Origin of the sequence: Cupriavidus sp. D39, from assembly GCF_026627925.1 — a bacterium.
In the GTDB taxonomy this organism is placed as follows: domain Bacteria; phylum Pseudomonadota; class Gammaproteobacteria; order Burkholderiales; family Burkholderiaceae; genus Cupriavidus; species Cupriavidus ulmosensis.
On the sequence record NZ_JAPNLE010000009.1, the window covers coordinates 4,326,136 to 4,350,563 of the forward strand.

Genomic DNA, 24,428 nt, shown 5'->3' on the forward strand with positions numbered 1-24,428 from the left:
CTTCCGGCGCAAACATGACGTGTCTTCCGACGGCCTGTTGGAGGCGGACGCACCGGCGGCCAGCAGTGCGGTCAGACTGAACCAGTGGCTTTAAGGGGCGATTGCGTCGCGGCGCCTCTGCCGTCGCGCGATAGTTGTGACGCCTTGTGGCAGCTACGGCTCCACAAGATGCGGTGAAGCTTCGAATTGGTGCGCCGGCTTACGGGGCCGGTGCAACTTGACGCGCTTATTTCCAGCTCTCGGCGTATTCCCTCAATTCTTTTTCAAGGTATTCCATTAGCGCCCGTTTTGCGGGTGACGGGAAATGGCTTGGAAGCGTGAGAATGTACAGGCTGTTAAGCTGCCCGACGATCCGGTACTGCGGAAGTACTTGCTGCAGATTTTGGGCGGTCGGTCCGCGCATTGCATATGTTGGCAGAATACCGATGCCCATGCCTTCCAGTACAGCATCGAGGAGAAATGGGTAGTCTGCCGATTGTAGCGTTGGCTGGATATGGACGAGCTGGCCGTCCGTATCGTCAATTCGATTTCTAAGCTCGATCGTAGACTCCTGACTTGGCGGCAACCCGATAAAAGTCTGCGATGCGAGGTCCGCGGGGCAGTTAATCGGTCCGCGTCTATGAAAATAATCCGCGGATGCGCAAAGGACCCAGTCAATTGAACAAACTTCACGAGCCACGTAATCCAAAGGCGGTGTTCGCTCGATCCGCAGCGCAATGTCGATTTCGGATGCGATAAGATCTTCGATCCGGTTACTGAAGGTGATGGTCAGCGTGATTCCCGGATGAATCCGCGCGAACTCACGTAGTTTCGATCCGACAAATAACCTGCCAATGCCGGTGGGTACGCTGATGCGAATCCGCCCCGTCAGCGTGTGCCCAAGCATGTCGATGGATGCACGGGCGTTATCCAGGTCATCCAGCATACGCCGTCCGCTGGCGTAGAGCACCTGACCCGCTTCGGTCAGCTCGAAACTGCGCGCCGATCTTCGAACAAGTTGCGCTCTCGTTTCACGCTCGAGAACCTTGAGTCTCTGGCTGATGTTTGACTTGGACATATTGAGCTTGCGCGCGGCTGCGGCCAAGCCGTGACACTCCACAATCTCAATAAACAACGTGATCAGATTCAGGTCCATTCGGGGTACTCGATGAGTAGCTGAACCGCGAGCGCTTTCGCGTTGGGGCCGCGCCTTCTCAAGGCTCGACCTGGATTGCAAGCGCCTTATTGATGCTCCATCCGTCAGCAGAGATATTACTCTTGCGGCGCTCTGACATCCTGTGTGCACACTGGTAGCTAAAGCAGGTCAGGACGCGTTCATGTTGTCAGATGCGTCCGAACTGAGCGTCGGCCAAGGCCGATGTCACGACGACGACCATAGTTCTTCGAAGATCTCTTACCGAAGTGGAAGGGATCTTCGAGCGCTCATTTCAGGGCGATGGGGAACGAGCGTAGATGGCCGGCAAGCGTTAGCCAAGCCAGCCAAGCATCGCGCCCGCCGCTCCGCCAGCAAGATAACCGTGATTCTCGCAATCCAACTTGACAGTCGATAGTTCGACGTATAGCCTTGATTGCAGTCGCAATTAAGGTTGGAAGACCTTGCCATGTTTGACACAGTAGCTAACACCGCTACTCGAGCGAAGGAGAAAGCACATGAAGGCCCTGGTCATCGAACACAACGGCGAACCGTCGGCAGTAGTCCACTTGCGTGATTTGCCCGAACCCATGCCTGGGCCAACGGAAGTCCGCGTGAGGATGCTCCTGGCGCCCGTGCACCCGTCCGACTTGCACATCATCCGTGGACGTTTCGCCCCTCAGCGTCGGCCAAAACTGCCCGCTTCGCCCGGGTCCGAGGGCGTCGGAATCATCGACGCCGTGGGCAGCGACGTGCCGCGCACGCGGGTCGGAGAGCGCGTCGTTCTGCTGGATGTGCCCGGGACCTGGCGAGAGCAAGTCATCAGTCCGGCCGACCGCGCGATAGCTGTACCGGCGGCGGTCTCCGACGAGGACGCCGCACAGGCCCTGATCAACCCGATGACGGCATGGGCAATGACAGTGGTGGAGCACCAGCTTGGACGCGGCGACTGGCTTGTCCAGAGCGCGGCCGGCTCGACGGTCGGTCGCTTCGTGCTGCAGATCGCGAAAGCGCAGGGATTCCGCACCATCAACCTGGTACGCCGTGAAGAGCAGGTCGCCGAGATCCGTGAACTCGGCGGTGACATCGTGCTGTGCACCGCGGACGAAAGCTGGCCCGAGCAACTGAAGAAGGCCGCCGGCGGCAATGGCATCGCGAGGGCGATCGACTGCGTTGCCGGCCGCACCGGCGCCACGCTTGCGCGTCAGTTGGCCCAGAACGGACGCCTGCTCGTCTATGGAGCCCTGTCGTCGCACCGCCAGTCCGACCCGGCAGCCTTCGAGATGCCGGTTTTCGCCCCGGCGCTGGTCTACTCAAGTGCCGAGGTGCGCGGCTGGTTCATCTACTCATGGCTCGCACGCCAGGGGGTGAGTGAAGGCAGCCGGATGTTGCGCAGTCTGCTCGATCTTATGGCCGAGGGCCGCTTGAAGCCGCCTGCGGCGCGCCGCTACCACGTTGATGACGCACTCGAAGCTTTCACGGCCGCGGAGCGCGCCGGAGACAACGCCAAACCGCTGCTGGCATTCGCGCAGGGCTGAGCTTCGCCTGTGTCACCGTTATGCGCAGTCCCCGTTTTTGGAGAAGACCATGGTGTATGTAAAACGCGAGCAATCCGATGAAAACCGCGAAGTGCTGCTGGCCACGGCCAGCCGGCTGTTTCGCGAGCGAGGCATCGATGGCGTGGGCGTCGCGGAAATCGCGCGTGAAGCCGGGCTGACGCACGGGGCGCTGTACGCACATTTCCGCTCGAAGGACGATCTGGCGACGGAAGCCTTTACGCAGGCCCTGGCGCTGAGCCGCGAAGCATTCCGGGGCGAGGGAACGCGCCGCAAGCACAGCGTGTCGGGGTATCTCGACTATCTGCTTTCGCCGCTCAACCGCGACGAACCGGGCATGAGTTGTCCAATGACGGCGTCGGCGAGCGAAATCGGGCGGCACGGAAAGGACATCAGCGCGCGGTTCGCCAAAGGGTTTCAGGAGAAGGCGAGCGCATTCGAGGCCGTAATGGACGAAGCCATTCCCGAGGCTGAACGGCGCCGCCTGGGGCTGGCCATCGTCGCCGCGGAAATCGGAGCTATGGCCGCCGCCCGGGCCGTCGCCAAAAGCGACCCTTCGTTGTCCGATGAAATATTGAAGGCGGTGCATGCCATGCTGGTGAAAGCATCGAAGGGGTAGTGAAGCAGCAGCTTATCGTCTGCATTGACGAACACTAAGCAACCATCCGCACCATCAGCCGTACTCCAAACTCAAGGAAACATCGTGTTGCAAGATCTGTCGCGCCGCCACTTCCTCGTATCCGCCGCCGCAGGCGCCGCAAGCCTCGCGCTTGCCGGCATGGCCTCGGCCACGGCAGCATCCCCGCTTCCCACGCTGTCTGAAGTCCTGGCAGGAGATTCAGGCTCAATGACAATCGTGAACTACGCGACGTATGTTACGGACCGGGGCAGGGTGGACGCGTCCCGAGCGGAACATCAGGTTTACGCGGATGCGCTTCGCGAGCACGACCGGCTAGTGATGGGCGGCCCCCTGCTCGGCGATGACGGGCGGCCCAGCGGCGTCCTGCTCGTTTATGAGGTGGCGTCGAAACAGCAAGCCGAGACCTTGGCGCAAAGCGATCCGTTCGTTCAGCAAGGTGCGATTGCGAACTATCGTCTGGGCGAGTGGAACGTGCTCGACAGGAACATTGAGTTGCTCGCTGCCGCGCTCGTCCCGGAGGATCGGCGTGCTCAGCCCAAGGAGCCTCGTGCATCTGGCGCTACGCCAGTCGCATCGGACGCGCATGCCGCGCGGCTCTACGTCAGTTACGTGAAATACGTTTCCGACTCGGCGCGTGTCGAGCGGGTGAGGGCGGCCCACCAATCGTATGCACAGGCGATCAAGGCGAACGGCGGGCTGATCATGGCGGGTCCTTTTGCAGACGACTCGGGCGCCATGTACATTTATCGGGCGCGGTCGAAAGATGAAGCGATGGCGCTGGTACAAAAGGACCCGTATCATGCCGAGGGTGTGTTCGAATCGTATGCGCTTTCGGAGTGGCGGCTGTTTGGTTTGAATGCGGGATTGATCCAGAGCCGTTGAAGCGCATGCTACCCAGCACCGCCTACGTGCGCGGGCAGCTGAAGAAGCTGGGCTGACGCTTACTCTATGGCGCGCAGTGCGCGATGGATCAAAAGTGAGGTGCTGGATTAAGCCACGAATCTCGCCCGGCGAAGGCCTCATCCCTTCGCGTTGGTGCCGGCGCGGCTCACGATGCTGGCTGGCGGCTCGTCGCGGTAGTGTAATGGTGCAGCGAGGGTGCCGAGGGCACATCAGTATTGGTAGTGCAGCGAAAGATCGACGACCGTATTGGTCGCCTTCTGCGTGATCGGACTGTGCGCCGCCGAGCCAGCGAGTTGGCCGACCGCAACGTCGCCGGTGACAAACCAATGCTCGCGAAAGAACCAGATCGCGGAGATGCCCGCGCCGTATGACTTGAGGCCCGCATCGGCCTTGTATTGCGGATAGCCCGAGCGCGTCGCCTGAGCCGAGGTGACGCCGAACCACCGGCTCATGTAGCGCGCATCACCGAAGGTGACGGTAGGGCCGGCAAACCAGAAAAAGCGCTCCGAGCTGCCGGGCAGCGGCAGGTAGGCGCCGATATCGCCGATCCAGCCGTCGGTGCCGCCCAGGCTGCGCCGCACATCGATGCGCACCACCAAGGGGAATGACGCTGACACCACATACTCGCCAAAGAGCTTGGTCTCGACTGCAAAATTGATGTTGCCTAGTCCGTTGAGACGGCCGGGATCGTCGGCCATGCGCCGGCCCAGGTTGTAGCCTATCGCCACCCCCGCGCGCCAGTGGTTCGCCCGCAGCAGGTTCACGCCGATGCCCTCACCGGCGGAAACAAAGAACAGGTCGCGGTAGCGGATATCGAAGCTGGGGCCCGCGAGCACGTGATAGCGCAGGGTACCTTCGTAATACGGTCGCAGGCTGGCGGCGGCCCCAACCTGGACCTGCCAGTCGGGCACCTTCGCCTCGTACAGTTTCATCAACGGGACACCGGCCGAATATTGCCACTCGGCCAGCGGCGACGGTGTCTGCGCGCGAGCGCTCGAAGCGGCAGCCGCCAGGCCCACCAGCAGGGCAGCCGGCCACCGGGCCGCAGTATTGCTGTTATCCGCCATTCGTCCTCCGTCACTGGGCTGATTGGCCGCGCATAAAGCCGGGCCTGTCGCCGACTAGCTCCATCGAGCCTCGGCGCCCGGAGCAAAGGGCATTCGGGTATGTCTTCCTGCTTCAGGATGTCACGCTTCCTTTGCGTTAAGACTACAAAATCCCTGCGGCTTTTTCAAAGCGCCGTTACGCCGCGGTGGTGCGCCCGGGGGCGGCGGTGCCGGCGCCGCCATACTTTGCGTCCGCCGACCTAGCGGGCTAAATTGCGAAGAAAGGCCCGCCACCGGCACGAAGCCGTGAGGCCGGGCACGCCGGAAGCCGTCACGGTCGGCAGATCGGGAGACTGCGGTAGGCGCTTGTGCGACGCGATTGCCAGGGCCGGCAGCTTGCCGCCGCGGGTCCAGGACGACCCAGGCGCCCGCCGACCAACGCCCCCTTTCTCCAACATCAGCCAGAAGACCGTCCTCCCGGAGCAGCACAAGAGCGCAATCCAAAGAACCCTTTCACCGGCGAGGATCAGTAGTTCGCTGCGGACACTTAGATTCGCCCCAAGCCGGATCTAGCCGTTACGCAGCTTGCTTGTCAAGCCTCTTCGTTTTGCCAGGCGCTAGAATGTGGAATTCCGGCCGGCATGGGTTACGCCGAAGCGGCGCATTTGCCCGCCATCACCGGGCTCTACGCCAGCCTTGCGGCTCTCGTCGCCTACGCCGCGTTCGGGCCTAGCCGCATTCTGGTCCTTGGCCCCGACTCCGCGCTGGCCGCGTTGATCGCCTCCATCGTGTTGCCGTTGGCTGGCGCCCACCCAGAGAGGGCGGCGATGCTCGCCGGCATGCTTGCGATCCTGTCGGGATCGCTGTGCATCGGGGTAGGACTGCAATACGCGGTGAACCGCAACCAGGAACTGATCGCCCTGGGCGCTGCCAATTTGGCTGCGGGCCTGCTGCAGGGTTTCCCCGTGACGAGCAGTTCGTCACGCACCCCGGTTGCCGAAGCCGCCGGCGCGCGGACGCAGCTCACCAGCGTGATTGCCGCGCTGAGCGTTGCCATGCTGCTGCTGTTCGCCCCCGCGCTCTTCCGCACCTTGCCCAATGCGGCGCTGGGCGCCGTGGTTGTCGCGGCTTGTCTCGGCCTGTTCGAGATACGGAGCGTGGCGCGTTTGCTGCGCCTTCGCCCCAGCGAGTTCGCCCGGTCGATGGCCTGCTTTGCGTGCGTCTCGTGCAGCGCTTTCACGTGGCTGCTCCACGGCAATTGCAAGGCTGGCGTCCATGCAAAATCGGACGTCGCAGATCGCGATGCGACGACCGTCAATTTAGTCCCTGAGCGCGAGTTCGTAGCGTGCGAAGGACAACGCGCCCTTCTGCACGTAGCTGTGCGACGCAAAGCCGAAGCTGGCACGCCGCCTAGCTGAGGCTGTTGCTGACCGGGGGCCACAAGACGCACTTGGATTTCTCAATAGCGGTCGCTCCGTTGCATTGACTCGCCATCTCAGCGTTGAGCGAGGCGGGCCAGAAATGCGTCGACTTGCCCCTCCTGTGTCGCCCAGGACGTTACCAGTCGGATCACTGAATGATCGTCATCCACCGTTCTCCAGACGTAGAATGCGAACTGCCGTTGCAAATCAGCAATCACGGAATTTGGCAATACAGGAAACAGTTGATTTGTCGCCGTTTCAGCCTCAAGACCGTAGCCAGCAGACATGATTCCGGAGGCGAGCTTTAATGCCATGGCGTTGGCGTGTTTTGCATTTTCGAAGAAGAGATTCTTGGCGCCAAATAGCTCCTGAAACTGGATACCCAGTAGTCGTCCCTTGGCCAGCATGCCGCCGCGTTGCTTGACATGAAATGCAAAATCCTCCGTCAGCGCCGGATTGCAGACAACGATTGCTTCACCCAAGAGCGCTCCGGCCTTGGTTCCACCGATCCAGAAGATGTCGACCAGAGTAGCAATATCAGCCAAAGTTGCGTCGTTTTTGGTTGATGCCAGTGCCGCGGCCCTTTGCAGCCATTCGGGGGAGATGGTGGGTGCAGACAACTTCATAGTGGCCTGAAATGGACCTCAGGCCGCCGCCGCTACCCGTTCGTCTCTTACCGACCCACAGCAAACCAAGGGCCAAGCTCCGGCAAATCGGCGGCTTCCTGGGGTAAAGCAGTCAAGCAATCCGACAGGTCGCGTGGTTGCCAGAATCCTTGTAGGTGTCGTTAGGGCGTTACCTCGCGCGCCCCGACGGGGTTGAAGATGATCAGAGTTGTGATCGCCGACTCGGATGAAAGCGCAGCTCTCTTATCCGCGCGCTGCTCGAAGGCACGCCTAACCTTCCACCAGGATCCGCGACACAGGCACCTGCACGGTACCTTTCTCGCCATCCACATGGCCTGCACCAGCCCGCCCCAGCCCGCACGGTCGAAGTCTGCCAACTTGGCTTTGAAATGGCTCCAGGCGCGCGAGGCTGGGTGTGCGTCCCTCGATTCACGACTGCCATGGCCATGCTTCCCCACTGTGGAAGTACCGCTTCAGCGACTGCGTATTAGAGCAACTTGAGCAGCCAAGGGCCCGAAGGGCCACACCCTATCGTTAACCCGCTCTTCTCGAAATCACGCCTTCTCCTACAACAATCCTTGGTGCTATAGTCACCAGGTGACTTGGTGTGTTAGCAAGCGGTGCGCACATCGTTGCCCACGTTCAAAGGAGGAACCATGTTCAAGAGAAACAAGCTGCTGGAAATGCTCGAACGCGACGAAATTCCGCTGGGGATGCAGTGCTTCACCGGTCATCCGTCGCTGATCGAGGTCATGGGGTTGACAGGTTTCGACTTCGTCATGCTCGACTGCGAGCACTCGGGCAATGACGTCCGGGCCATGGAGGGCAGTGTGCGGGCTGCGCAACTGGCCGGCCTTGCGGCGTATGTGCGCGTTCCCGACCGGGCCGACGAAACCGGTATCAGGCGTGCGTTGGAGGCAGGCGCAGAAGGTGTCTTTCTGCCAATGATTCGATCGGCCGCTGATGTCAAGCTGGCCGCGAAGCACGCGTTCTTCCCGCCGATGGGCGAGCGCGGCATCTGCCCCGCGACACGCGCCGCGGGCTACGCATTCAGGAACTTCGATCAGTACACCGCCTGGAATAACGCCGAAATAGCGCTCGTGCCGATGATCGAGCATCCCGATGCAGTCGAGAACATCGATGAAATCTGCGCGCTGGACGAAGTCAGGATCATCGTCTTTGGTGCCGGCGATCTTGCATACGCGATGGGTGAAGGTACCCAGATGATGAAGAGCCCACGCGTTCAAGAGGCCTACAGGGTAGTGCTGAGCGCCGCGCAACGGCATGGCGTCGCCGTGGTTGGCGGTCCCGTGCTCGACCCTTTGCCTGCGACCTGCCGCAAGTCGCTGGAAGATGGCGTGCGCATCTTCTGCCTTGGCTTAGACACGCTGGCTTTCAGACGCTTCTGCGAACAAACGGTTGCGGCACTCAACCTCGGTGTTGACGGTACGTCGTTCAAACGCGCACCTGCGCCGGAGAGTGCCTTTCCCGGCTGAATCCTCACACAATGTCTGCCTTTTATTGACAACTATGGGAGTGCCGAAATGGCTAAATGGAACTGGAAGCGGTATGTGGTCGGAGCCGACACGAATGGGAAATCTGCAGTGTTGATGGATGAGGCCACCAACGTGCAGCACAACCCAGGAATCTTCTACCGGGCAACGTTGTGGAGCGCTGCGGAAGTACCCGTGGACAATTCGATTGAAGGCGATCGCGCAATCTCAATCACGACGCGCGAGCCGCTGCCGGGAGGACTGCTGTATCGCGCGCTCGAAATCCCGCCCGATACCGCCGACAATGCGCACCACATCGAAGAGCTGCGGAAGCTGAACGTCGAGGTGCAACAGAAACACGCGCCGACGGCTGAAGATCTGGCCCGCCACCCGAGCATGCATCGTACCGACACGCTCGACTGCATTACCTGTGTCAAAGGGGAAATCTATCTCGTGACGGACGTCGACGAGCGGCTGATGCGTCCCGGCGATTCGGTGATCATTCGCGGCACCAATCACGCGTGGAGCAATCGCTCCGACCAGCCATGCCTGTTGGTTGGCTGCATGATCGACGCCACCTCGCGTTAGCGGTTCCTTTGCCAGTCACGCCGCGCACTACCTCCACAAATGACTGGCTATTCCAAAAACAGCGTCGTCACGAACAAGACGGCCAGGGGAGACGAATGAGATTCAAGAATCTGGTCGCGTGCAAATTGGCGGTTGCCGCGATCACAAGTTCTGGTGGGGCGCAGGCTTACGAGCTGGGGTATCCAGGCTGGTCAACCCCGCCGGGGGCAATGATGACGTTGTCCGCGGCTTCGCTGCCCACGGGTGTCTACAGCTTCAACGTCATTTACACGGCTCAGGGGCATCGTCACGGCCCGGGGATCCCAATGAGTCTACGCCGCTGCACGTGGCGTCTGCTGTTACGGGCATTCTGTGGGCTCCCGGCTGGACGGTCTTCGGCGCCCGTTACGAGGCGCTCGTCGTGCAGCCTTTCACGATGGCGGACGCCGGGGCACCGCTTAACCAGCAGAGCTCCGGCATTCATAACACGCTGATTGCGCCCATACAACTTGGCTGGCAACTGGGGGATACCGGTTTCCATGTGAAAACGGGGCTGGCGGTGACGGTGCCAGACGGCACCATCAGTGGGGAAAACGGTCTTGCAGATCCCGGCGCACCATGGTGGATATTCCAGCCACTGCTCAGTATTTCATACATCAAGCACGGCTGGAATCTCACGGGCAACTTTTCGGTAGAACTCAACACTCCGAATACCAAGACCCATTACCGCACGGGCGACATCCTGCATGCGGACTTTGCCGTGACGCAGGCGCTGGGCAATTGGACCGTAGGACCGGTAGCCTCATACATCGGGCAAGTCAACAACGACACATCGAGTGCCTTCTATCGCCATGCAATCAATGTGAATCGATACAACCTGTTCGCCGTCGGTGCGTTGGTCGGATACAAATTCGGCCCGGCTACCGTCAATCTCTGGGCGACGAAAGACATTGTTGCCAACGCGTCGGGCGGTCCCACCGGACCTGACAGAGCGACGATCTTGAAAGGCTACAAGGTCTTTGCCAATCTCAACTTCCGCTTCTAGCCGACGGATCGGACCAATGATGGAGGCACCAATGAATACAAGTAAAGCGCTTGATCTTGAGGCGATTATCGATCAGGGCGGCGTTACAGGCTTGCAGATCGCAATATTTCTACTGTGCGGTCTGATCGCGATGATCGATGGCTTCGATACCCAGGCTATCGCCTTTGTCGCGCCGCAGATCATCAGCGAATGGAACGTGGAACCGGCGGCGTTCGGACGCGTGTTCGGCGCTGGCCTTCTGGGCGGACTCGTCGGCGCGCTTGTTCTCGGCGCTGCGGGAGATCGCTTCGGCAGGAAAACGACCATGTTGTGCGCGGTTCTGGTCTTTGCAGTGGCATCGCTATTGACCCCATTCGCAGAGTCAATCGGAGAGTTGACCGCGCTAAGGTTTGTCACCGGTATCGGACTCGGGGGCGCATTGCCGGCCTTCATCTCGCTCACGTCGGAGTATGCGCCTAAGCGTCTCAGGAGCTCGCTTGTCGGAATGATGTTCTGCGGCTTCCCGCTGGGTGCGGTAGTGGGAGGCGTCGCATCGGCTGCGCTCATTCCGGCGTTCGGATGGAAGGGGGTGTTTTTTGCGGGTGGCGCGCTGCCTCTGCTCATTCTCCCGATCTTTCTCGTCGTCTCGCCAGAGTCGGTGAGGTATCTCGCGTTGCGTGGCGATCGGGATGCAATCGCACGCATCCTGAACCGTATGAACGCGCGGGGGCGATGGAACGGCGAGATTGGCTTCTGTTCAGGTGTATCGCGTTTGCCGGTGTCTGGCCTGTTCAGGAGCGGCCGTGCACCGACCACGTTGCTGCTCTGGATTTCATTCTTTCTTAGCTTGCTTCTGACGTACTTCCTGATCAACTGGATTCCGATCGTGGCTCGTGGCTATGGGTTCGATATTGAGCAAGCGGTGTTTGCTGTGTCGATGCTCAATTTCGGTGCTGTGGCTGGTTGCATCGTATTGGGTCGCCTTTCGGATCGTTACGGGGCACCGGTTGTGATCGGAGCGGGCTATCTCGCTGGCGCATTGGCTATTGGCGCCATCGGCTTTGTCGGCTGGTCGCCGAGATTGCTTTACACCGCGGCATTCGTCGCTGGCGCACTCAGCATCGGCGCGCAGATGTGCACCGTCGCACTCTGCGCGGTGTACTACGACACATCTCTGCGGGCAACAGGGATCGGCTGGGCGATGGGAGTAGGGCGCATTGGCGCAATCGTTGGTCCCGTCCTTGGCGGTGTTCTGCTAGGTTCGGGTGTGACGTCGGGAATGTTGTTTCTAGTGGCGGGCGCCACGTCGGCGGGCGCGGCCGTCGCCGTGCTGCTATTGGGTCGGTTCATGCGCCGACAGGGGCATCGCAAGGAGGACGGTCGAACCGACTTTCACGCCGACGGACCTTCGGGCAGCGATTTCAGTTCGCTTGCCAGCATGACCACGCTTGACTGATTGATCGTTCAAACTCAAGGAGTACTCAGTATGCACACATTCTCTCTCGAGCAAGCCGCCACGATCGTCGACGCTGCGCTGCACATGGCGCGCAGGACGGCTTGCGCTCCCATGACTGTCGCGGTACTCGATGCCGGCGGTCATCTCGTCGCGTTCAAGCGGGAGGACCAGAGCAGCATCCTGCGGCCGCAAATTGCGCAGGCGAAGGCGTGGGGTGTACTTGGAATGGGCGCCGGAGGCCGCATGCTTGCACAGCGCGCCAGTACAGCACCGGCATTCTTCGCCGCGCTGACGGACATTTCGCAAGGGCGTATCGTGCCCGTTGCGGGTGGCGTGCTTATTCGCGATAGCGAGGGCCGTGCAATTGGTGCCGTCGGGGTGAGCGGCGATCAACCGGAAAAGGATGAAGCCTGCGCAGTATTTGGCATCGAAGGGGCAGGCCTGAAGGCAGACGTCGGCTAGAGGCTTTGCCGACGGCATCAATTCTATAAGCTCAGGGCCAGTTCCTTGCGGATCTGGCGGTGGGCGAATCGCCACACTCCATTCGCGTTCCTGCGCAGTTCATCGATAACGTCATTCACTCTCAGTGAAGTGGGCGTATCGGGACCAAGCGTCTCAAATGTCAACTGGAGGGCGGTCGTCGAGGCGGTGTCCGAAGTGAGGGCCGTAACACGAAGATTGGACCACACGTGCCGCGTCTTTCGATTCGGGATGGCGAAGCGTGCCTGGCAGTCAGCGGCGATCGCAGTGCGCCCTACCGATTGATGGCTCCCTATGCTCAGTACGCCGTCCTCCGTAAAGAGGCGCGCCAGACCATTTGCGTCGCCATCGTCGGCACAGAATGCGAAATCGCTGAGTAGCCGCTCGATAGAATGCAATTCGGGTTGAATCATGGATGTCTACGGGAAGGCCTTGCGTTGCGTGATTGGTGTGCCGTTGATTGCCACGATGCATGGGATGGAAAGTCACTAGGTGACATTGAGAGTATAGTATTATCGCTTTGTCCTAGTCCAGAAAGAAGGGAAACAGCATGCAGGATTCGGTAGAGAGCGCTTGGCAACCTTCGCGACGTCTCCCAAGAGGAAACGCGGCGGAGCAGATTCTCGAAGATCTGCGAAGCAGGATCCTGGCTGGGCAACTTCCCCGCGGAAGCAAGTTGCCGACGGAGAAGCGACTGGCCGAAGGTTATGGCGTGAGCGGACCGACCGTTCGCGAGGCGATCCGAGGGTTGACCACCGCGCGGCTGGTCGAGGTTCGGCACGGCAGTGGCGCCTATGTGACCGCGGATGCCAATCAGTTGATTTGCGTGTCGCTGAGTTCAATGATGCAACTGGAGAGGGTCGGGTTCGCCGATGTGCTAGGTGTGCTCGGCGTACTCAACGGATACGCTGCGGAACTCGCCGCGGCGAAGTCGACCCAGGAGGACGTCGACACCCTGCGCGAAGCGCTCCGGCATATCGACAAGGGCGCGGATGCAGAGACCATCGCGGCGGGCTTGCGCGGATTTGTAGACGCCTTGGGGAAGGCGTCCGGCAATGTGCTGCTAGCTGTGCTGTGCCGGTTTCTGGCAGGCGTGCAGATCGCGCTGGCCCAAGAGCTGACTCGCGATTCACTCGACGTCTGGAGAAAGACGACACGCTCCCTGGCAAAGGACCGACTGCGAGTGGTCGACGCCATAGCGGCGCACGATACCGAGGCGGCGCGGGAAGCGGCACGCCTTTATGGTGCGCGCTCGGCGAAGGTCATCATGTCTTTGCCGGCAGCGCTCGACACCATGCTGTCCGACGGCGCAATGACAAGCCTGCTCAATTCGCTGGTGCAGGGCGGGTGAGGGGGCGGCAGAATCGCGCAGGCGACGATTGAAACGACGCCGCTCACTTCGCTCACCATTGCGGGAAACTCCGCAAGTTTGCCGTTACCGATCCATTCGGCCATACAAGTAGACCGAGTCTGAGCTGTCAAGTTGCGCCGAAGCGGACGCCTGCATCGGTGCTGGGCAATAAGCCAACGTCCCGATCAGGTGGATCACAAAAGTGAGAAAGCAGATGAAGAAGAGCTGGAGATCCATCGGTATGGCCTTCTTCTTGTCTGCGGGGGCAGGGTCGTTGCGAATCTAGGACTGCTGCGGAACTTACCCAGATGCCCTCCTACGGATTCAGTCCCTGACCACAGACCTGCCAGAACGCCTAGCAGCTTCCGATCCAACGGCCGTTCCTGGCCGGAAGCCGACGGTGAGTAATCAGGAGCCGCCTGTAAGGGCCGGATGGCCCAAAGCACGCCGCGCAGAACATAATCGGCGCCGGCTGTGGGAAGTGAATGCACCTCGCGTCACTCAGTTGCTGCCGCACAACTGCATTCCGCGTAAGATGTAAAGGTCCAGCCACAGTGCCGTCGCCAAGCATGTCAAAGCGAATCGCATACGCATCGCTCGGCGGTCACCGCCATCCAACGGGAGCGCGATGAACCCGACCACCTTCAATCCGCAGGAAATCGTGACGAGCATCATTGTCCACGAGGTCGAGCCCGACGCCGTCGAGCAGTACGAAACGTGGCTCGCGGACATCCGAGCCGCATGCTCCAGGTTTTCCGGCTACCTAAGCACCGATGTGGTCCGTCCGGTCGGCATGAGCCGCGAGTATGCGACCATCGTCCGCTTCGCCGACTTCAGAAGCCTCAACGCTTGGATGGAATCCGATGTGCGCCGCCAACATATTGAGAGAATGCGGCCATCGCTGCGGCAAGGCGACCGATACGAGATCAGGACTGGCCTCGATTTCTGGTTCACGCCAAAGAACGCACCAGTCAGGATCCCAACCGCGTGGAAGCAGTGGCTCATCACGTGGAGCGCCATCCTGCCGCTCAGCATCGTCGTACCATGGAGCGTCGTGCCGGTGCTCACGCGCCTCGGCTTCGCCCACGACTCGTTCATCGACAAGGCAGCCGTGACGGCGGCAATCGTGTTCCTGATGGTTTACGTGGTGATGCCGCGCTATACACGGCTCGTTGCACACTGGCTGTTCAAGTGACCAGTGCGTACTTGGCGCGCTGCAGCGGCGCTCAGGCCGTGCATCGTGCGTTTGCGCGTGTCGTCATGCGCACCGAGCGTGCTACCGAGTTGCGTCCTCATCGCCGGCTAGTCGCTCCTGCGCGAAGATCGGCAGGGATGCGCCATCCCGCCAGTGCATCGCGCACCTTCTGGTCGTCCCAGGAGTTCATCGAAGTGCGTTCGAGCGTTTCCTTGGGTTGCCGAGCGGCTCAGTCAGGGCGTCACTGACATTGTTGGCGCTCCGGAAGTGGAAACTTCGGAGGCCAAAGAAAAAACCTCTTCAGATCAGAGATCTGAAGAGGTTTTTCCAAGGTGCGCTCCCCTAACGCGAAGGCACCCAACTGTATGGTGGCGAATCAGGGACTCGAACCCCGGACCTGCGGATTATGATTCCGTCGCTCTAACCAACTGAGCTAATTCGCCGAACAAGACCGAGATTATACATGGCATTTGGAGGCTGTCAACACCCCCTCTTCAAAAAATTTCGAGGGTGTCGAACGGCATCTCGCGCGGCCTGCAAAAAACCGGCGGGCCTTGCGGCCCGCCGGTGGAGCGACTGACTACCGGATCAGTCGTGCATGAGCCTGGTGCCCGGGACGACGGGCCAGCTCACGCGCCTTTAGTCGTTGGCGTAGATATTGACGTCCTTGGTTTCGCGGACGAACAGCGAGCCGATGACAAGGGTGACGCCCGCGATGATGATCGGGTACCAGAGGCCGTAGTAGATGTTGCCGTTCTGCGCCACCAGCGCGAAGGAGATGGTGGGCAGCAGGCCGCCGAACCAGCCATTGCCGATGTGATACGGCAGCGACATGGACGTGTAGCGGATCCGGGTCGGGAACATCTCCACCAGCATGGCGGCGATCGGGCCGTACACCATGGTCACGTAGATCACCAGGATGACGAGGACCACCAGCACCATGATGGTGTTCATCTGCGCGGGGTCTGCCTTGGTCGGGTAGCCGGCCGCGGCCATCGAGTCGCCCACCTGCTTCTTGAACGCGGCGATCTGCTTCTTGCTGGCGTCATCGAAGCTGTGGCCCGCCGGTACCAGGGTAGCGTTCAAGGAGACAAACTCCTTGTCGCCGATCTTCACCGTGGCTACGGTGCCGGCCGGGGCTTCCACCACTTCGTAGCTTGCCGAGGCTTGCGCCAGCGTCCGCTTGACGATGTCGCAGGAGCTGCGGAAATCGATCTCGCGGGCGATCGGGCTGCCCTGGAAGGAGCATTGCTTCGGGTCCGCAGTCACCACGATCTGGGCGCTTTGCTGCGCGCGCTCCAGGGCGGGGTTGGCGTAGTGGGTCATGGCCTTGAACAGCGGGAAGTAGGTCAGCATCGCCAGCGCGCAGCCGGCCATGATGATCCACTTGCGGCCGATCTTGTCCGACAGCGAGCCGAAGAAGATGAAGAACGGCGTGCCGATCACCAGGGCGCCCGCGATCAGCAGGTTGGCGGTGGTGGCGTCGACCTTGAGCACCTGGGTCAGGAAGAACAGCGAGTAGAACTGGCCCGTGTACCACACCACGGCCTGGCCGGCGGTCAGGCCTACCAGCGCCAGGATCACGATCTTCAGGTTGCGCCATTGGCCGAACGACTCGGTCAGCGGGGCCTTGGAGGTCTTGCCCTCGGCCTTCATCTTCTGGAAGGCGGGCGATTCGCTCATCGACAGGCGGATGTAGACCGATACGCCGAGCAGCAGGATCGAGACCAGGAACGGAATGCGCCAGCCCCAGACGTCGAAGTTCGGACCGGTCAGGTTGCGGCACAGGAGGATCACGATCAGCGACAGGAACAGGCCGAGCGTGGCGGTGGTCTGGATCCATGCGGTATAGGCACCGCGCTTGCCGTGCGGCGCGTGCTCGGCCACATAGGTGGCGGCACCGCCGTACTCGCCGCCGAGCGCCAGGCCCTGCAGCATGCGCAGCCCGATCAGGATGATCGGGGCCGCCCAGCCGATGGTGCCGTAGCCTGGCAGCAGGCCCACGATAAAGGTGGACGCGCCCATGATCAGGATGGTCACCAGGAAGGTGTACTTGCGCCCGATCATGTCGCCAAGGCGGCCGAACACCAGCGCGCCGAACGGCCGCACGATGAAGCCCGCGGCAAAGGCTAGCAGCGCGAAGATGAAGGCGGCGGTTGGATCGAGGCCAGAGAAGAACTGCTTGGCGATGATGGCCGCCAGCGAACCGTAAAGATAAAAGTCGTACCACTCGAATACCGTGCCGAGCGAGGAAGCAAAAATCACCTTCCGCTCTTCGGGCGTCATCGCAGAGCCCTGGGTTGTGCCTCCGGGCATTGCCACGTTCTGTGCGTTAGCCATTGTCTCCTCCGTGTTTGATCGGAATCTTTCGTGGGGCCGCTGGCACGCTCGCGGGCGCGCCATTGCCTCCGAAGTTGCAATGGATTGTGGGTGGCGAAACTTACTGCGTTCTGACAATTTCCGCCCGGTAAGCCGCTAAATGCTCGGGGTATACGCTAGGCAAGAAGCGGGTTCTGCATTGCTGCGCCGCGAAGCGTGCGGTCGCGGAAGATCGCGCCGGAACAAGCGCCAGGCGGCGCCGTTGTATTTCTTGCTATGCAGCATCGTCGTGGCGCTGCGCGACCGCGGCCCGATCGTCGGCATCGTCGTCGTCCTCGCGGTTCATCCGCCAGGCGTAGAGCGCGGCCATGAGCACGTAGACGATCAGCGCGCCCTGCGCGCCGACCCAGAACGAGAAGGGCCAGCCGAAGAAATCGAAGCGCAGTTCGCGGGCGAACCAGGCGACGCCGAAGGTGACCACGAACCAGATCGACAGCAACACGGCAATCCAGCGCAGGTTGCGATGCCATGCACGGCGTTCGGACTGGTCGGCCTGGTCGCGCCCGCCGCGCGCGTGCTCGGGGTTGGTCATGCAGGCTCCGGGGAGATGGCCGGCGCAGCGTGATGCGAAAGCACGCGCCGGCCAGGCGCGGCTCCGTCTGGTAGACGTGGTCGAGGATGCTGACATCGCCGCCGTGCTGCTGCACGATCTCGCGCACGATGGCCAGGCCCAGGCCGCTGCCCTGGGTCTTGGTGCCGAGCACGCGGTAGAACCGCTCCATCACGCGCTCGCGCTCGGCCACCGGGATGCCGGGGCCGGTGTCTTCCACTTCGAGATACGCGAAGGGCTCGAAGGCATCCGCGCTGACGCGCACGGTGGCGTTCCCATCGGCCGGCGTGTAGCGGATGGCGTTGTCGATCAGGTTGTTGAGCATCTCGGTGAGCATCAGACGGTTGCCTTGCACCATCACCGGGTGGTCGTCGGCATCCACGCCGAGATCGATGCGGCGCGCCCACGCCTGCGGCAGCCAGTCCTTGACCACCTCGCGCGCGAGCGCGGCCAGGTCCAGCGGCGCCATGCTGCCGGCGCCGGCCAGGTTCTCCATGCGCGCCAGCGACAACAACTGCGTCACCAGGTGGGCCGCGCGTTCGGAGCTGCCGGCGATCTGCGCCAGCGACTTGCGCAGTTCCTCGGGCGATTGCTCGCGCTGCGCCAGCTCCGCCTGCATGCGCAGCCCGGCCAGCGGTGTCTTCATCTGGTGGGCGGCATCGGCGATAAAGCGCTTCTGCGTCTGCACCGAAATATCCAGCCGCGCCAGCAGGTCATTGAAGGACGCGACCAGCGGCGTGATCTCCTGCGGCGCGGCGCGCTCGTCGATGGGGCTGGTGTCGCCGGGATTGCGCGCGCGGATGCGCTGCTGGATCGAGGTAAGCGGGGCCAGCCCGCGTGTGAGGCCGAACCACACCAGCACCACCGCCAGCGGCAGGATCACGAACTGCGGCAGGATCACGCCCTTGATGATTTCATTGGCCAGCCGCGCGCGCTTGTCGAGCGTCTCGCCAACCTGCACCAGCACCGGCTGCGCGTCGCCCGCCTGCTTGAGATCGACATAGGTGTAGGCCACGCGCACGTCGTTGCCCGCGATGCGGTCGTCGCGCAGCGAGACCAGCCCGGCGTGGCCGCGATCATCCTCGCCGGGCAGCGGCATGTCGTTGTCGCCGGCGACGAACTCGCCGTGGGTGCCCACCACCTGGTAGTAGATGTTGTCGGTTTCATCGGCCCGCAGGATCTCGCGCGCGGACAGCGGCAGCTGCAGCGTGACGCGCCCGTTGACCTCGCGCACCTGCTGCGAGAGCACGATGGCGCTGGCCTCCAGCGAGCGGTCGAAGGGCCCGTTGGCGATGGATTTCGCCACCAGGTAGGTCACGGCAATGCTCATCGGCCATAGCAGCAGCAGTGGCGCCAGCATCCAGTCCAGGATTTCGCCGAACAGCGAGCGCGGCGATGGATGGCCCGCGCTGTCCTCAAGGTGCGGCAGGGCGTCGGCCAGCGTTTCGTCGCTGACGATCTCATCGGGCGGGAGGGCGGGCGCGCGGGCCGTGCGGCCCGCGCGCGCCGCCGTGGCAGTCGCAGCAGGCTCATGGGGAGGAGGTGGGGCAGGTCGTGGCGGTGTCGCCGGCCGGTCGTGAAAGGGAATCGGCGCTGATGCCGATTCTAATGCCGAAATTGATGCCGAATCTGATGGCGCTTTCTAGTCGTGCGCCACGGCGGCCTGGAATTTCTCCAGGCAGTAGCCCAGCCCGCGTACCGTGGCAATGCGGATGCCGCCCACCTCGATCTTCTTGCGCAGCCGGTGCACATAGACTTCGATGGCGTTGTTGCTGACCTCTTCGCCCCATTCGCACAGGTGGTCGACCAGCTGCTCCTTCGACACCAGCCGCCCGGTGCGGGTGAGCAGGATCTCCAGCAGCCCGACTTCGCGCGCGGACAGATCCAGCATCTGCTCGTTCAGGTAGGCGATGCGGCCAACCTGGTCGAAGGCCAGCGGGCCGTGGTGCGTGAGCGTGGCGCCGCCGCCGGCGCCGCGCCGCACCAGCGCGCGCACGCGGGCTTCCAGCTCGGACAGGGCGAAGGGCTTGGCCATGTAGTCGTCGGCGCCCAGGTCCAGGCCCTTGACGCGCTCGTCGACGCCGTCGGCCGCGGTCAGGATCAGCACCGGCAGCATGGCGCCGCGCGTGCGCAGGCGCTTGAGCACTTCCAGCCCGGGCATGCGGGGCAGGCCCAGATCGAGGATCAGGAGGTCGAAGGTCTGGGTCGAGAGGGCCGAATCGGCTTCAACCCCACTGGCAACATGGTCGACGGCATAGCCGGAGTGACGTAATGAGCGCGTCAGGCCGTCTGCCAGCACATCGTCATCTTCAGCGATCAGAATACGCATGGTTGTCTCCACCCTGGCCCGGCTTAGTCGTCGCTTTACATCAAATGACGCGTGCGGGACTTGCCAAGCATACTGTTTTTTATACAGTATCCGCTTGATCCGGTCGCGCAGTGAGCGGGCCGGATCGTACTGAATTTAGTAACGAACGTATTACCGACGTTTGCCCAATGTTTGCCCCTGCTGCCAGGTTCATTGTCATCAGGAGTTCGCAGCGCGGCGCGGGTCGGGCGGTTACCCGCAAAAGCAGGCAGCGCGCCACATGCGGCCTATTTATACACCATTGACGGAAGGACGACCATGGATGACGGCAAGAAGGCGGGTGCTGGCGTAAGCGCCGAAAAGCAGAAGGCGCTGGCGGCCGCGCTGGCCCAGATCGAGAAGCAGTTCGGCAAGGGCTCGATCATGAAACTGGGCGAGGCCGACATCGACCAGGATATCCAGGTCGTGTCCACCGGCTCGCTGGGCCTGGACATCGCGCTGGGCGTCGGCGGCCTGCCGCGCGGCCGCGTGGTGGAGATCTACGGCCCGGAATCCTCGGGCAAGACCACGCTCACGCTGCAGGTCGTGGCCGAGATGCAAAAGCTGGGCGGCACCTGCGCCTTTATCGATGCCGAGCACGCGCTCGACGTCAACTATGCCGGCAAGCTCGGCGTGTCCGTGGGGGACCTGCTGATCTCCCAGCCCGACACCGGCGAGCAGGCACTGGAAATCACCGACGCGCTGGTGCGCTCGGGCTCGGTCGACCTGATCGTGATCGACTCGGTGGCGGCCCTGGTGCCCAAGGCTGAAATCGAAGGCGAGATGGGCGATTCGCTGCCGGGTCTGCAGGCTCGCCTGATGAGCCAGGCGCTGCGCAAGCTGACCGGCACCATCAAGCGCACCAACTGCCTGGTGATCTTCATCAACCAGATCCGCATGAAGATCGGCGTGATGTTCGGCTCGCCCGAAACCACCACCGGCGGCAATGCGCTGAAGTTCTACGCCTCGGTGCGCCTGGACATCCGCCGCATCGGCTCGATCAAGAAGGGCGATGAGGTGATCGGCAACGAAACCAAGGTCAAGGTCGTCAAGAACAAGGTATCGCCGCCGTTCCGCGAAGCCTTCTTCGACATCCTCTACGGCCAGGGCATCTCGCGCCAGGGCGAAATCATCGACCTCGGCGTGGACGCCAAGGTCGTCGAGAAGTCGGGCGCGTGGTACAGCTACAAGGGCGAGAAGATCGGCCAGGGCAAGGACAACGCGCGTGAATACCTGCGCGAAAATCCGGACATCGCCGACGAGATCGAGAACAAGGTGCGCGAGTCGCTGGGCGTGGTCCTGATGAACGGCACGCCGGCCGCCGCCGGCGCCGTGGTCACCGCCGAAGACTGAGCTTCGCCGGCCGGGGCGTTCCCGGCCGCGAACCCCACCCGGGGCGGCACGCGCAGCGACGCGCGCCGCCCCGGTTTGCTTTTATACAGCGCGGTTTCTTGAGTCTCTTCCGAACCTTTTGCGAGCCTTTGCCGAGCGCTCCTCTCCCATGGCCACCCGTCCTCCTCTCTCCCTGAAAGCCCGCGCCGTCGGCTACCTGTCGCGGCGCGAGCACAGCCGGGCGGAGCTGGCGCGCAAGCTGGCCCCGCACGCCGAGTCTCCCGAGGCCCTCGAGCAACTGCTGGATACGCTAGAGCGCGAGAACTGGCTGTCCAACGCGCGCTTTGTCGACAGCCTGGTGCACCGGCGCGCGGCCCGCTATGGCGCCGCCCGCGTGATGCAGGAAGCCCGCACCCATCAGCTCGGCGGCGATCAGCTCGCCGACCTGCAGGATCGCCTGCGCGGGTCGGAGCTGGAGCGCGGCCGCGCAGTCTGGCAAAAGCGTTTTGGCACGCCGCCCGCCACGCCGGACGAAAAGGCCAAGCAGATCCGCTTTATGGTGGCCCGCGGCTTTTCCCGCTCGGTGGTGAGCCAGGTGATCAAAGGGGCGGATGAATGGCTGGACGGCAGTGACTGACGTCGGCCGACGTGGCAGCCTCAAGTGATGCCGCGGTGATGTCACGGCCGTGTCCTGCACCTTCCTGCACCGGTTTCGGGCACATACCTGTTTTGCCAGTAGGCGTATTCCGAGCGTGCCTGCCTTGCCAGCGGACCTCGCCGCAACCCTGCAATGCCGCGATTTTCCCGCATACGCGCGGCCTGCCCGTCGTTCGACAATCCCCGACAACAGCGCCGCGTGCAGTTTGTTCCCGGTCAAGGTTGTCCGGCATGTTAAAATCCTGCGGTTTTCCGGCCCAGCCGTCCATTTCTCCCGCTCCTGCCTGGTGTTATGCCGCTTTCCCCGCCCGTCAATCGCGCCCTGCGTCACCGTCGTGCCATCACGGCGGAGGCCTATGTCAGGGACGACGGCCTATGGGATATCGAAGCGCGCCTGACTGACACCAAGCCGCGCGAGATTCCGCTGGCCGGCGGCGGTGTGCGCCCCGTGGGCGAGCCGCTGCACGATTTGTGGCTGCGCGTCACCATCGACCCGCGCATGAACGTCGTGGACGCCGATGCCTGTTCCGACTGGGTGCCTTATCCCGGCCAGTGCAACACCATAGGCCCGGCCTACCGCAAGCTGATCGGCCTGAACCTGATGAAGGGTTTCCGCAAGTCGGTGAAAGAGCGCCTGTCCGGCGTGGCCGGATGCACCCACCTGACCGAGCTGGCCGGCATACTGCCGACCACCGCGATCCAGGCATTCGCCGGCGATGTGTTCAACATCCGCGACGGCGGCGCCGAAGATACCAGTACTGAGCCGCCTTACCAGTTGCACGGCTGCCATGCCCTGCATTTCGAAGGCGAGGTCGTACGCCAGTTTTACCCCCGCTGGTATGGTCACCAGCCAAAGCCGAGGATCAAGACCGAAGGGTCATCGACCCCGGCGGCGCAGCCAGCGGAGGCGCTCGCCGCCCCCGCCGACGGCGCCATGTCCCGCAGGTCAACCGGCACTTCTGGCTAAGCCAGGCCGGCCTGCAGTCCGCCGAGATTCCATCTCCACACTTTTACGCCTACCCGAAAGGAAACACGCATGAATATCCATGAGTACCAAGGCAAGGAAATCCTGCGCAAATACAATGTGCCGGTTCCGCGCGGCATCCCCGCGTTCTCGGTCGAAGAGGCCCTGAAGGCTGCTGAACAACTGGGCGGCCCGGTATGGGTCGTCAAGGCGCAGATCCACGCGGGCGGCCGCGGCAAGGGCGGCGGCGTGAAGGTGGCCAAGAGCATCGACGAGGTCAAGACCTACGCCACCAACATCCTCGGCATGACCCTGGTCACGCACCAGACCGGCCCGGAAGGCAAGAAGGTCAACCGCCTGCTGATCGAAGAAGGCGCCGACATCAAGAAGGAACTGTACGTCAGCCTGGTGGTTGACCGCGTTTCGCAAAAGGTCGCGCTGATGGCCTCCAGCGAAGGCGGCATGGACATCGAGGAAGTCGCTGCCCACAGCCCGGAAAAGATCCACACGCTGATCATCGATCCGTCGGCCGGCCTGCTCGACGCGGACGCGGACGACATCGCCCGCAAGATCGGCGTGCCCGACGCCAGCGTTGCCCAAGCCCGCCAGGCCCTGCAAGGCCTGTACAAGGCATTCTGGGACACCGACGCCTCGCTGGCTGAAATCAACCCGCTGATCCTGACCGGCGACGGCAAGGTGATCGCGCTGGACGCCAAGTTCAACTTCGACTCCAACGCCCTGTTCCGTCACCCGGAAATCGTCGCCTACCGCGACCTGGACGAAGAAGATCCGGCTGAAATCGAAGCGTCGAAGTTCGACCTGGCCTACATCTCGCTGGACGGCAACATCGGCTGCCTGGTGAACGGCGCCGGCCTGGCCATGGCCACCATGGACACCATCAAGCTGTTCGGCGGCGAGCCGGCCAACTTCCTGGACGTGGGCGGCGGTGCCACCACCGAGAAGGTGACCGAAGCCTTCAAGCTGATGCTGAAGAACCCGAACCTGAAGGCCATCCTGGTCAACATCTTCGGCGGCATCATGCGTTGCGACGTGATCGCCGAAGGCGTGATCGCTGCATCCAAGGCCGTGTCGCTGTCCGTGCCGCTGGTCGTGCGCATGAAGGGTACCAACGAAGAGATCGGCAAGAAGATGCTGGCCGACTCGGGCCTGCCCATCATCGCTGCCGATACCATGGAAGAAGCTGCCCAGAAGGTCGTGGCTGCTGCCGCGGGCAAGTAAGCCAGACGCGAACACGAACGCCAGCAGCGCGCCGGGGCCAGGCCTTCGCGCGCTGCTTTGAGCCAAGCAA

21 protein-coding genes, 1 tRNA gene and 2 pseudogenes are annotated in these 24,428 nt (G+C 62.4%); 15 read left to right on the top strand and 9 right to left on the bottom strand.

Annotated features, from left to right (window positions below; translation table 11 throughout):
- Positions 1-226: 226 nt before the first annotated feature.
- Entirely contained in the window at positions 227-1,135 is a 909-nt protein-coding gene (locus OMK73_RS32235; RefSeq protein WP_267605584.1) for a LysR family transcriptional regulator, read from the bottom strand.
- A gap of 515 nt (positions 1,136-1,650) precedes the next feature.
- Here OMK73_RS32235 and OMK73_RS32240 point away from each other — a divergent pair.
- The 3 genes from OMK73_RS32240 to OMK73_RS32250 all read left to right on the top strand — a co-directional run bounded on the left by OMK73_RS32240 (position 1,651) and on the right by OMK73_RS32250 (position 4,210).
- Positions 1,651-2,670 (top strand): zinc-dependent alcohol dehydrogenase family protein, encoded by a 1,020-nt coding sequence (locus OMK73_RS32240; protein ID WP_267605585.1) that lies wholly within the window; start codon positions 1,651-1,653, stop codon positions 2,668-2,670.
- 37 nt (positions 2,671-2,707) lie between these two features.
- Positions 2,708-3,307, top strand: coding sequence for a TetR/AcrR family transcriptional regulator (locus OMK73_RS32245; protein ID WP_267605586.1), 600 nt, complete (start codon positions 2,708-2,710; stop codon positions 3,305-3,307).
- A gap of 84 nt (positions 3,308-3,391) precedes the next feature.
- Positions 3,392-4,210, top strand: a complete 819-nt coding sequence (locus tag OMK73_RS32250) for a YciI family protein (RefSeq protein WP_267605587.1) — start codon at positions 3,392-3,394, stop codon at positions 4,208-4,210.
- A gap of 230 nt (positions 4,211-4,440) precedes the next feature.
- Here the strand turns inward: OMK73_RS32250 and OMK73_RS32255 are convergent, their stop codons facing one another.
- The gene (locus tag OMK73_RS32255; protein ID WP_267605588.1) at positions 4,441-5,298 is read right to left on the bottom strand and encodes a MipA/OmpV family protein; all 858 of its coding nucleotides are present in this window, start codon (positions 5,296-5,298) and stop codon (positions 4,441-4,443) included.
- 608 nt (positions 5,299-5,906) lie between these two features.
- On the opposite strand from OMK73_RS32255, the pseudogene OMK73_RS32260 reads away from it, so the two are divergent.
- A pseudogene (locus tag OMK73_RS32260) lies at positions 5,907-6,503 on the top strand (SulP family inorganic anion transporter); the annotation flags it as partial.
- Positions 6,504-6,772: 269 nt separating this feature from the next.
- Here OMK73_RS32260 and OMK73_RS32265 read toward each other — a convergent pair.
- Positions 6,773-7,318, bottom strand: coding sequence for a threonine aldolase family protein (locus OMK73_RS32265; RefSeq protein WP_267605589.1), 546 nt, complete (start codon positions 7,316-7,318; stop codon positions 6,773-6,775).
- A 662-nt stretch (positions 7,319-7,980) separates the two neighbouring features.
- Between OMK73_RS32265 and OMK73_RS32270 the strand changes: the two genes are divergently transcribed.
- From OMK73_RS32270 to OMK73_RS32290, 5 genes are all read left to right on the top strand, one after another.
- The gene (locus OMK73_RS32270) at positions 7,981-8,820 is read left to right on the top strand and encodes an HpcH/HpaI aldolase family protein (protein WP_267605590.1); all 840 of its coding nucleotides are present in this window, start codon (positions 7,981-7,983) and stop codon (positions 8,818-8,820) included.
- A gap of 48 nt (positions 8,821-8,868) precedes the next feature.
- Positions 8,869-9,405 carry a cupin domain-containing protein gene (locus tag OMK73_RS32275; RefSeq protein ID WP_267605591.1) on the top strand — a complete coding sequence of 179 codons (537 nt, stop codon included), beginning with the start codon at positions 8,869-8,871 and terminating at the stop codon, positions 9,403-9,405.
- A gap of 325 nt (positions 9,406-9,730) precedes the next feature.
- Positions 9,731-10,429: a SphA family protein gene (locus tag OMK73_RS32280; RefSeq protein ID WP_267605592.1), complete on the top strand. Its 699-nt coding sequence runs from the start codon at positions 9,731-9,733 to the stop codon at positions 10,427-10,429.
- A 31-nt stretch (positions 10,430-10,460) separates the two neighbouring features.
- On the top strand, positions 10,461-11,864 hold the full coding sequence (locus OMK73_RS32285) for an MFS transporter (RefSeq protein ID WP_267605593.1): 1,404 nt from the start codon (positions 10,461-10,463) through the stop codon (positions 11,862-11,864).
- Positions 11,865-12,326: a GlcG/HbpS family heme-binding protein gene (locus tag OMK73_RS32290; protein ID WP_267605594.1), complete on the top strand. Its 462-nt coding sequence runs from the start codon at positions 11,865-11,867 to the stop codon at positions 12,324-12,326.
- Between the two features lie 23 nt (positions 12,327-12,349).
- Here the strand turns inward: OMK73_RS32290 and OMK73_RS32295 are convergent, their stop codons facing one another.
- Positions 12,350-12,757, bottom strand: coding sequence for a nuclear transport factor 2 family protein (locus OMK73_RS32295; protein WP_267605595.1), 408 nt, complete (start codon positions 12,755-12,757; stop codon positions 12,350-12,352).
- A 137-nt stretch (positions 12,758-12,894) separates the two neighbouring features.
- On the opposite strand from OMK73_RS32295, the gene OMK73_RS32300 reads away from it, so the two are divergent.
- Both OMK73_RS32300 and OMK73_RS32305 read left to right on the top strand, forming a co-directional pair.
- The gene (locus OMK73_RS32300) at positions 12,895-13,695 is read left to right on the top strand and encodes a FadR/GntR family transcriptional regulator (protein ID WP_267605596.1); all 801 of its coding nucleotides are present in this window, start codon (positions 12,895-12,897) and stop codon (positions 13,693-13,695) included.
- A gap of 628 nt (positions 13,696-14,323) precedes the next feature.
- On the top strand, positions 14,324-14,890 hold the full coding sequence (locus OMK73_RS32305; protein ID WP_267605597.1) for an antibiotic biosynthesis monooxygenase: 567 nt from the start codon (positions 14,324-14,326) through the stop codon (positions 14,888-14,890).
- Positions 14,891-15,256: 366 nt separating this feature from the next.
- Here the strand turns inward: OMK73_RS32305 and OMK73_RS32310 are convergent.
- The 5 genes and pseudogenes from OMK73_RS32310 to OMK73_RS32330 all read right to left on the bottom strand — a co-directional run bounded on the left by OMK73_RS32310 (position 15,257) and on the right by OMK73_RS32330 (position 20,148).
- A tRNA-Met gene (locus OMK73_RS32310) sits at positions 15,257-15,333 on the bottom strand.
- A 196-nt stretch (positions 15,334-15,529) separates the two neighbouring features.
- Positions 15,530-17,230 carry an MFS transporter gene (locus tag OMK73_RS32315; protein ID WP_267605598.1) on the bottom strand — a complete coding sequence of 567 codons (1,701 nt, stop codon included), beginning with the start codon at positions 17,228-17,230 and terminating at the stop codon, positions 15,530-15,532.
- 253 nt (positions 17,231-17,483) lie between these two features.
- Entirely contained in the window at positions 17,484-17,801 is a 318-nt protein-coding gene (locus OMK73_RS32320) for a DUF4212 domain-containing protein (RefSeq protein ID WP_267606592.1), read from the bottom strand.
- Between the two features lie 25 nt (positions 17,802-17,826).
- Positions 17,827-19,179, bottom strand: a pseudogene (locus tag OMK73_RS32325) (sensor histidine kinase N-terminal domain-containing protein); the annotation flags it as partial.
- Positions 19,180-19,461: 282 nt separating this feature from the next.
- On the bottom strand, positions 19,462-20,148 hold the full coding sequence (locus tag OMK73_RS32330) for a response regulator (RefSeq protein WP_006158053.1): 687 nt from the start codon (positions 20,146-20,148) through the stop codon (positions 19,462-19,464).
- 297 nt (positions 20,149-20,445) lie between these two features.
- Here OMK73_RS32330 and recA point away from each other — a divergent pair, with 297 nt between their 5' ends.
- The 4 genes from recA to sucC all read left to right on the top strand — a co-directional run bounded on the left by recA (position 20,446) and on the right by sucC (position 24,358).
- The gene (recA, locus tag OMK73_RS32335; protein WP_267605599.1) at positions 20,446-21,519 is read left to right on the top strand and encodes a recombinase RecA; all 1,074 of its coding nucleotides are present in this window, start codon (positions 20,446-20,448) and stop codon (positions 21,517-21,519) included.
- A gap of 148 nt (positions 21,520-21,667) precedes the next feature.
- The gene (gene recX / locus OMK73_RS32340) at positions 21,668-22,135 is read left to right on the top strand and encodes a recombination regulator RecX (protein WP_267605600.1); all 468 of its coding nucleotides are present in this window, start codon (positions 21,668-21,670) and stop codon (positions 22,133-22,135) included.
- Between the two features lie 312 nt (positions 22,136-22,447).
- Entirely contained in the window at positions 22,448-23,122 is a 675-nt protein-coding gene (locus tag OMK73_RS32345; protein WP_267605601.1) for a DUF2889 domain-containing protein, read from the top strand.
- 69 nt (positions 23,123-23,191) lie between these two features.
- Positions 23,192-24,358 (top strand): ADP-forming succinate--CoA ligase subunit beta, encoded by a 1,167-nt coding sequence (gene sucC / locus OMK73_RS32350; RefSeq protein ID WP_043343899.1) that lies wholly within the window; start codon positions 23,192-23,194, stop codon positions 24,356-24,358.
- The last annotated feature ends 70 nt before the right edge of the window (positions 24,359-24,428 follow it).

What these genes read in the sequence shown, in the direction of transcription:
- OMK73_RS32330 (WP_006158053.1), bottom strand. Translation starts at nt 20,148, where the DNA reads ATGCGTATTCTGATCGCTGAAGATGACGATGTGCTGGCAGACGGCCTG.
- OMK73_RS32275 (WP_267605591.1), top strand. Translation starts at nt 8,869, where the DNA reads ATGGCTAAATGGAACTGGAAGCGGTATGTGGTCGGAGCCGACACGAAT.
- OMK73_RS32255 (WP_267605588.1), bottom strand. Translation starts at nt 5,298, where the DNA reads ATGGCGGATAACAGCAATACTGCGGCCCGGTGGCCGGCTGCCCTGCTG.
- recX (WP_267605600.1), top strand. Translation starts at nt 21,668, where the DNA reads ATGGCCACCCGTCCTCCTCTCTCCCTGAAAGCCCGCGCCGTCGGCTAC.
- OMK73_RS32305 (WP_267605597.1), top strand. Translation starts at nt 14,324, where the DNA reads ATGAACCCGACCACCTTCAATCCGCAGGAAATCGTGACGAGCATCATT.
- OMK73_RS32300 (WP_267605596.1), top strand. Translation starts at nt 12,895, where the DNA reads ATGCAGGATTCGGTAGAGAGCGCTTGGCAACCTTCGCGACGTCTCCCA.
- OMK73_RS32320 (WP_267606592.1), bottom strand. Translation starts at nt 17,801, where the DNA reads ATGACCAACCCCGAGCACGCGCGCGGCGGGCGCGACCAGGCCGACCAG.
- OMK73_RS32285 (WP_267605593.1), top strand. Translation starts at nt 10,461, where the DNA reads ATGAATACAAGTAAAGCGCTTGATCTTGAGGCGATTATCGATCAGGGC.
- OMK73_RS32295 (WP_267605595.1), bottom strand. Translation starts at nt 12,757, where the DNA reads ATGATTCAACCCGAATTGCATTCTATCGAGCGGCTACTCAGCGATTTC.
- OMK73_RS32345 (WP_267605601.1), top strand. Translation starts at nt 22,448, where the DNA reads ATGCCGCTTTCCCCGCCCGTCAATCGCGCCCTGCGTCACCGTCGTGCC.
- OMK73_RS32315 (WP_267605598.1), bottom strand. Translation starts at nt 17,230, where the DNA reads ATGGCTAACGCACAGAACGTGGCAATGCCCGGAGGCACAACCCAGGGC.
- OMK73_RS32240 (WP_267605585.1), top strand. Translation starts at nt 1,651, where the DNA reads ATGAAGGCCCTGGTCATCGAACACAACGGCGAACCGTCGGCAGTAGTC.
- sucC (WP_043343899.1), top strand. Translation starts at nt 23,192, where the DNA reads ATGAATATCCATGAGTACCAAGGCAAGGAAATCCTGCGCAAATACAAT.
- recA (WP_267605599.1), top strand. Translation starts at nt 20,446, where the DNA reads ATGGATGACGGCAAGAAGGCGGGTGCTGGCGTAAGCGCCGAAAAGCAG.
- OMK73_RS32270 (WP_267605590.1), top strand. Translation starts at nt 7,981, where the DNA reads ATGTTCAAGAGAAACAAGCTGCTGGAAATGCTCGAACGCGACGAAATT.
- OMK73_RS32235 (WP_267605584.1), bottom strand. Translation starts at nt 1,135, where the DNA reads ATGGACCTGAATCTGATCACGTTGTTTATTGAGATTGTGGAGTGTCAC.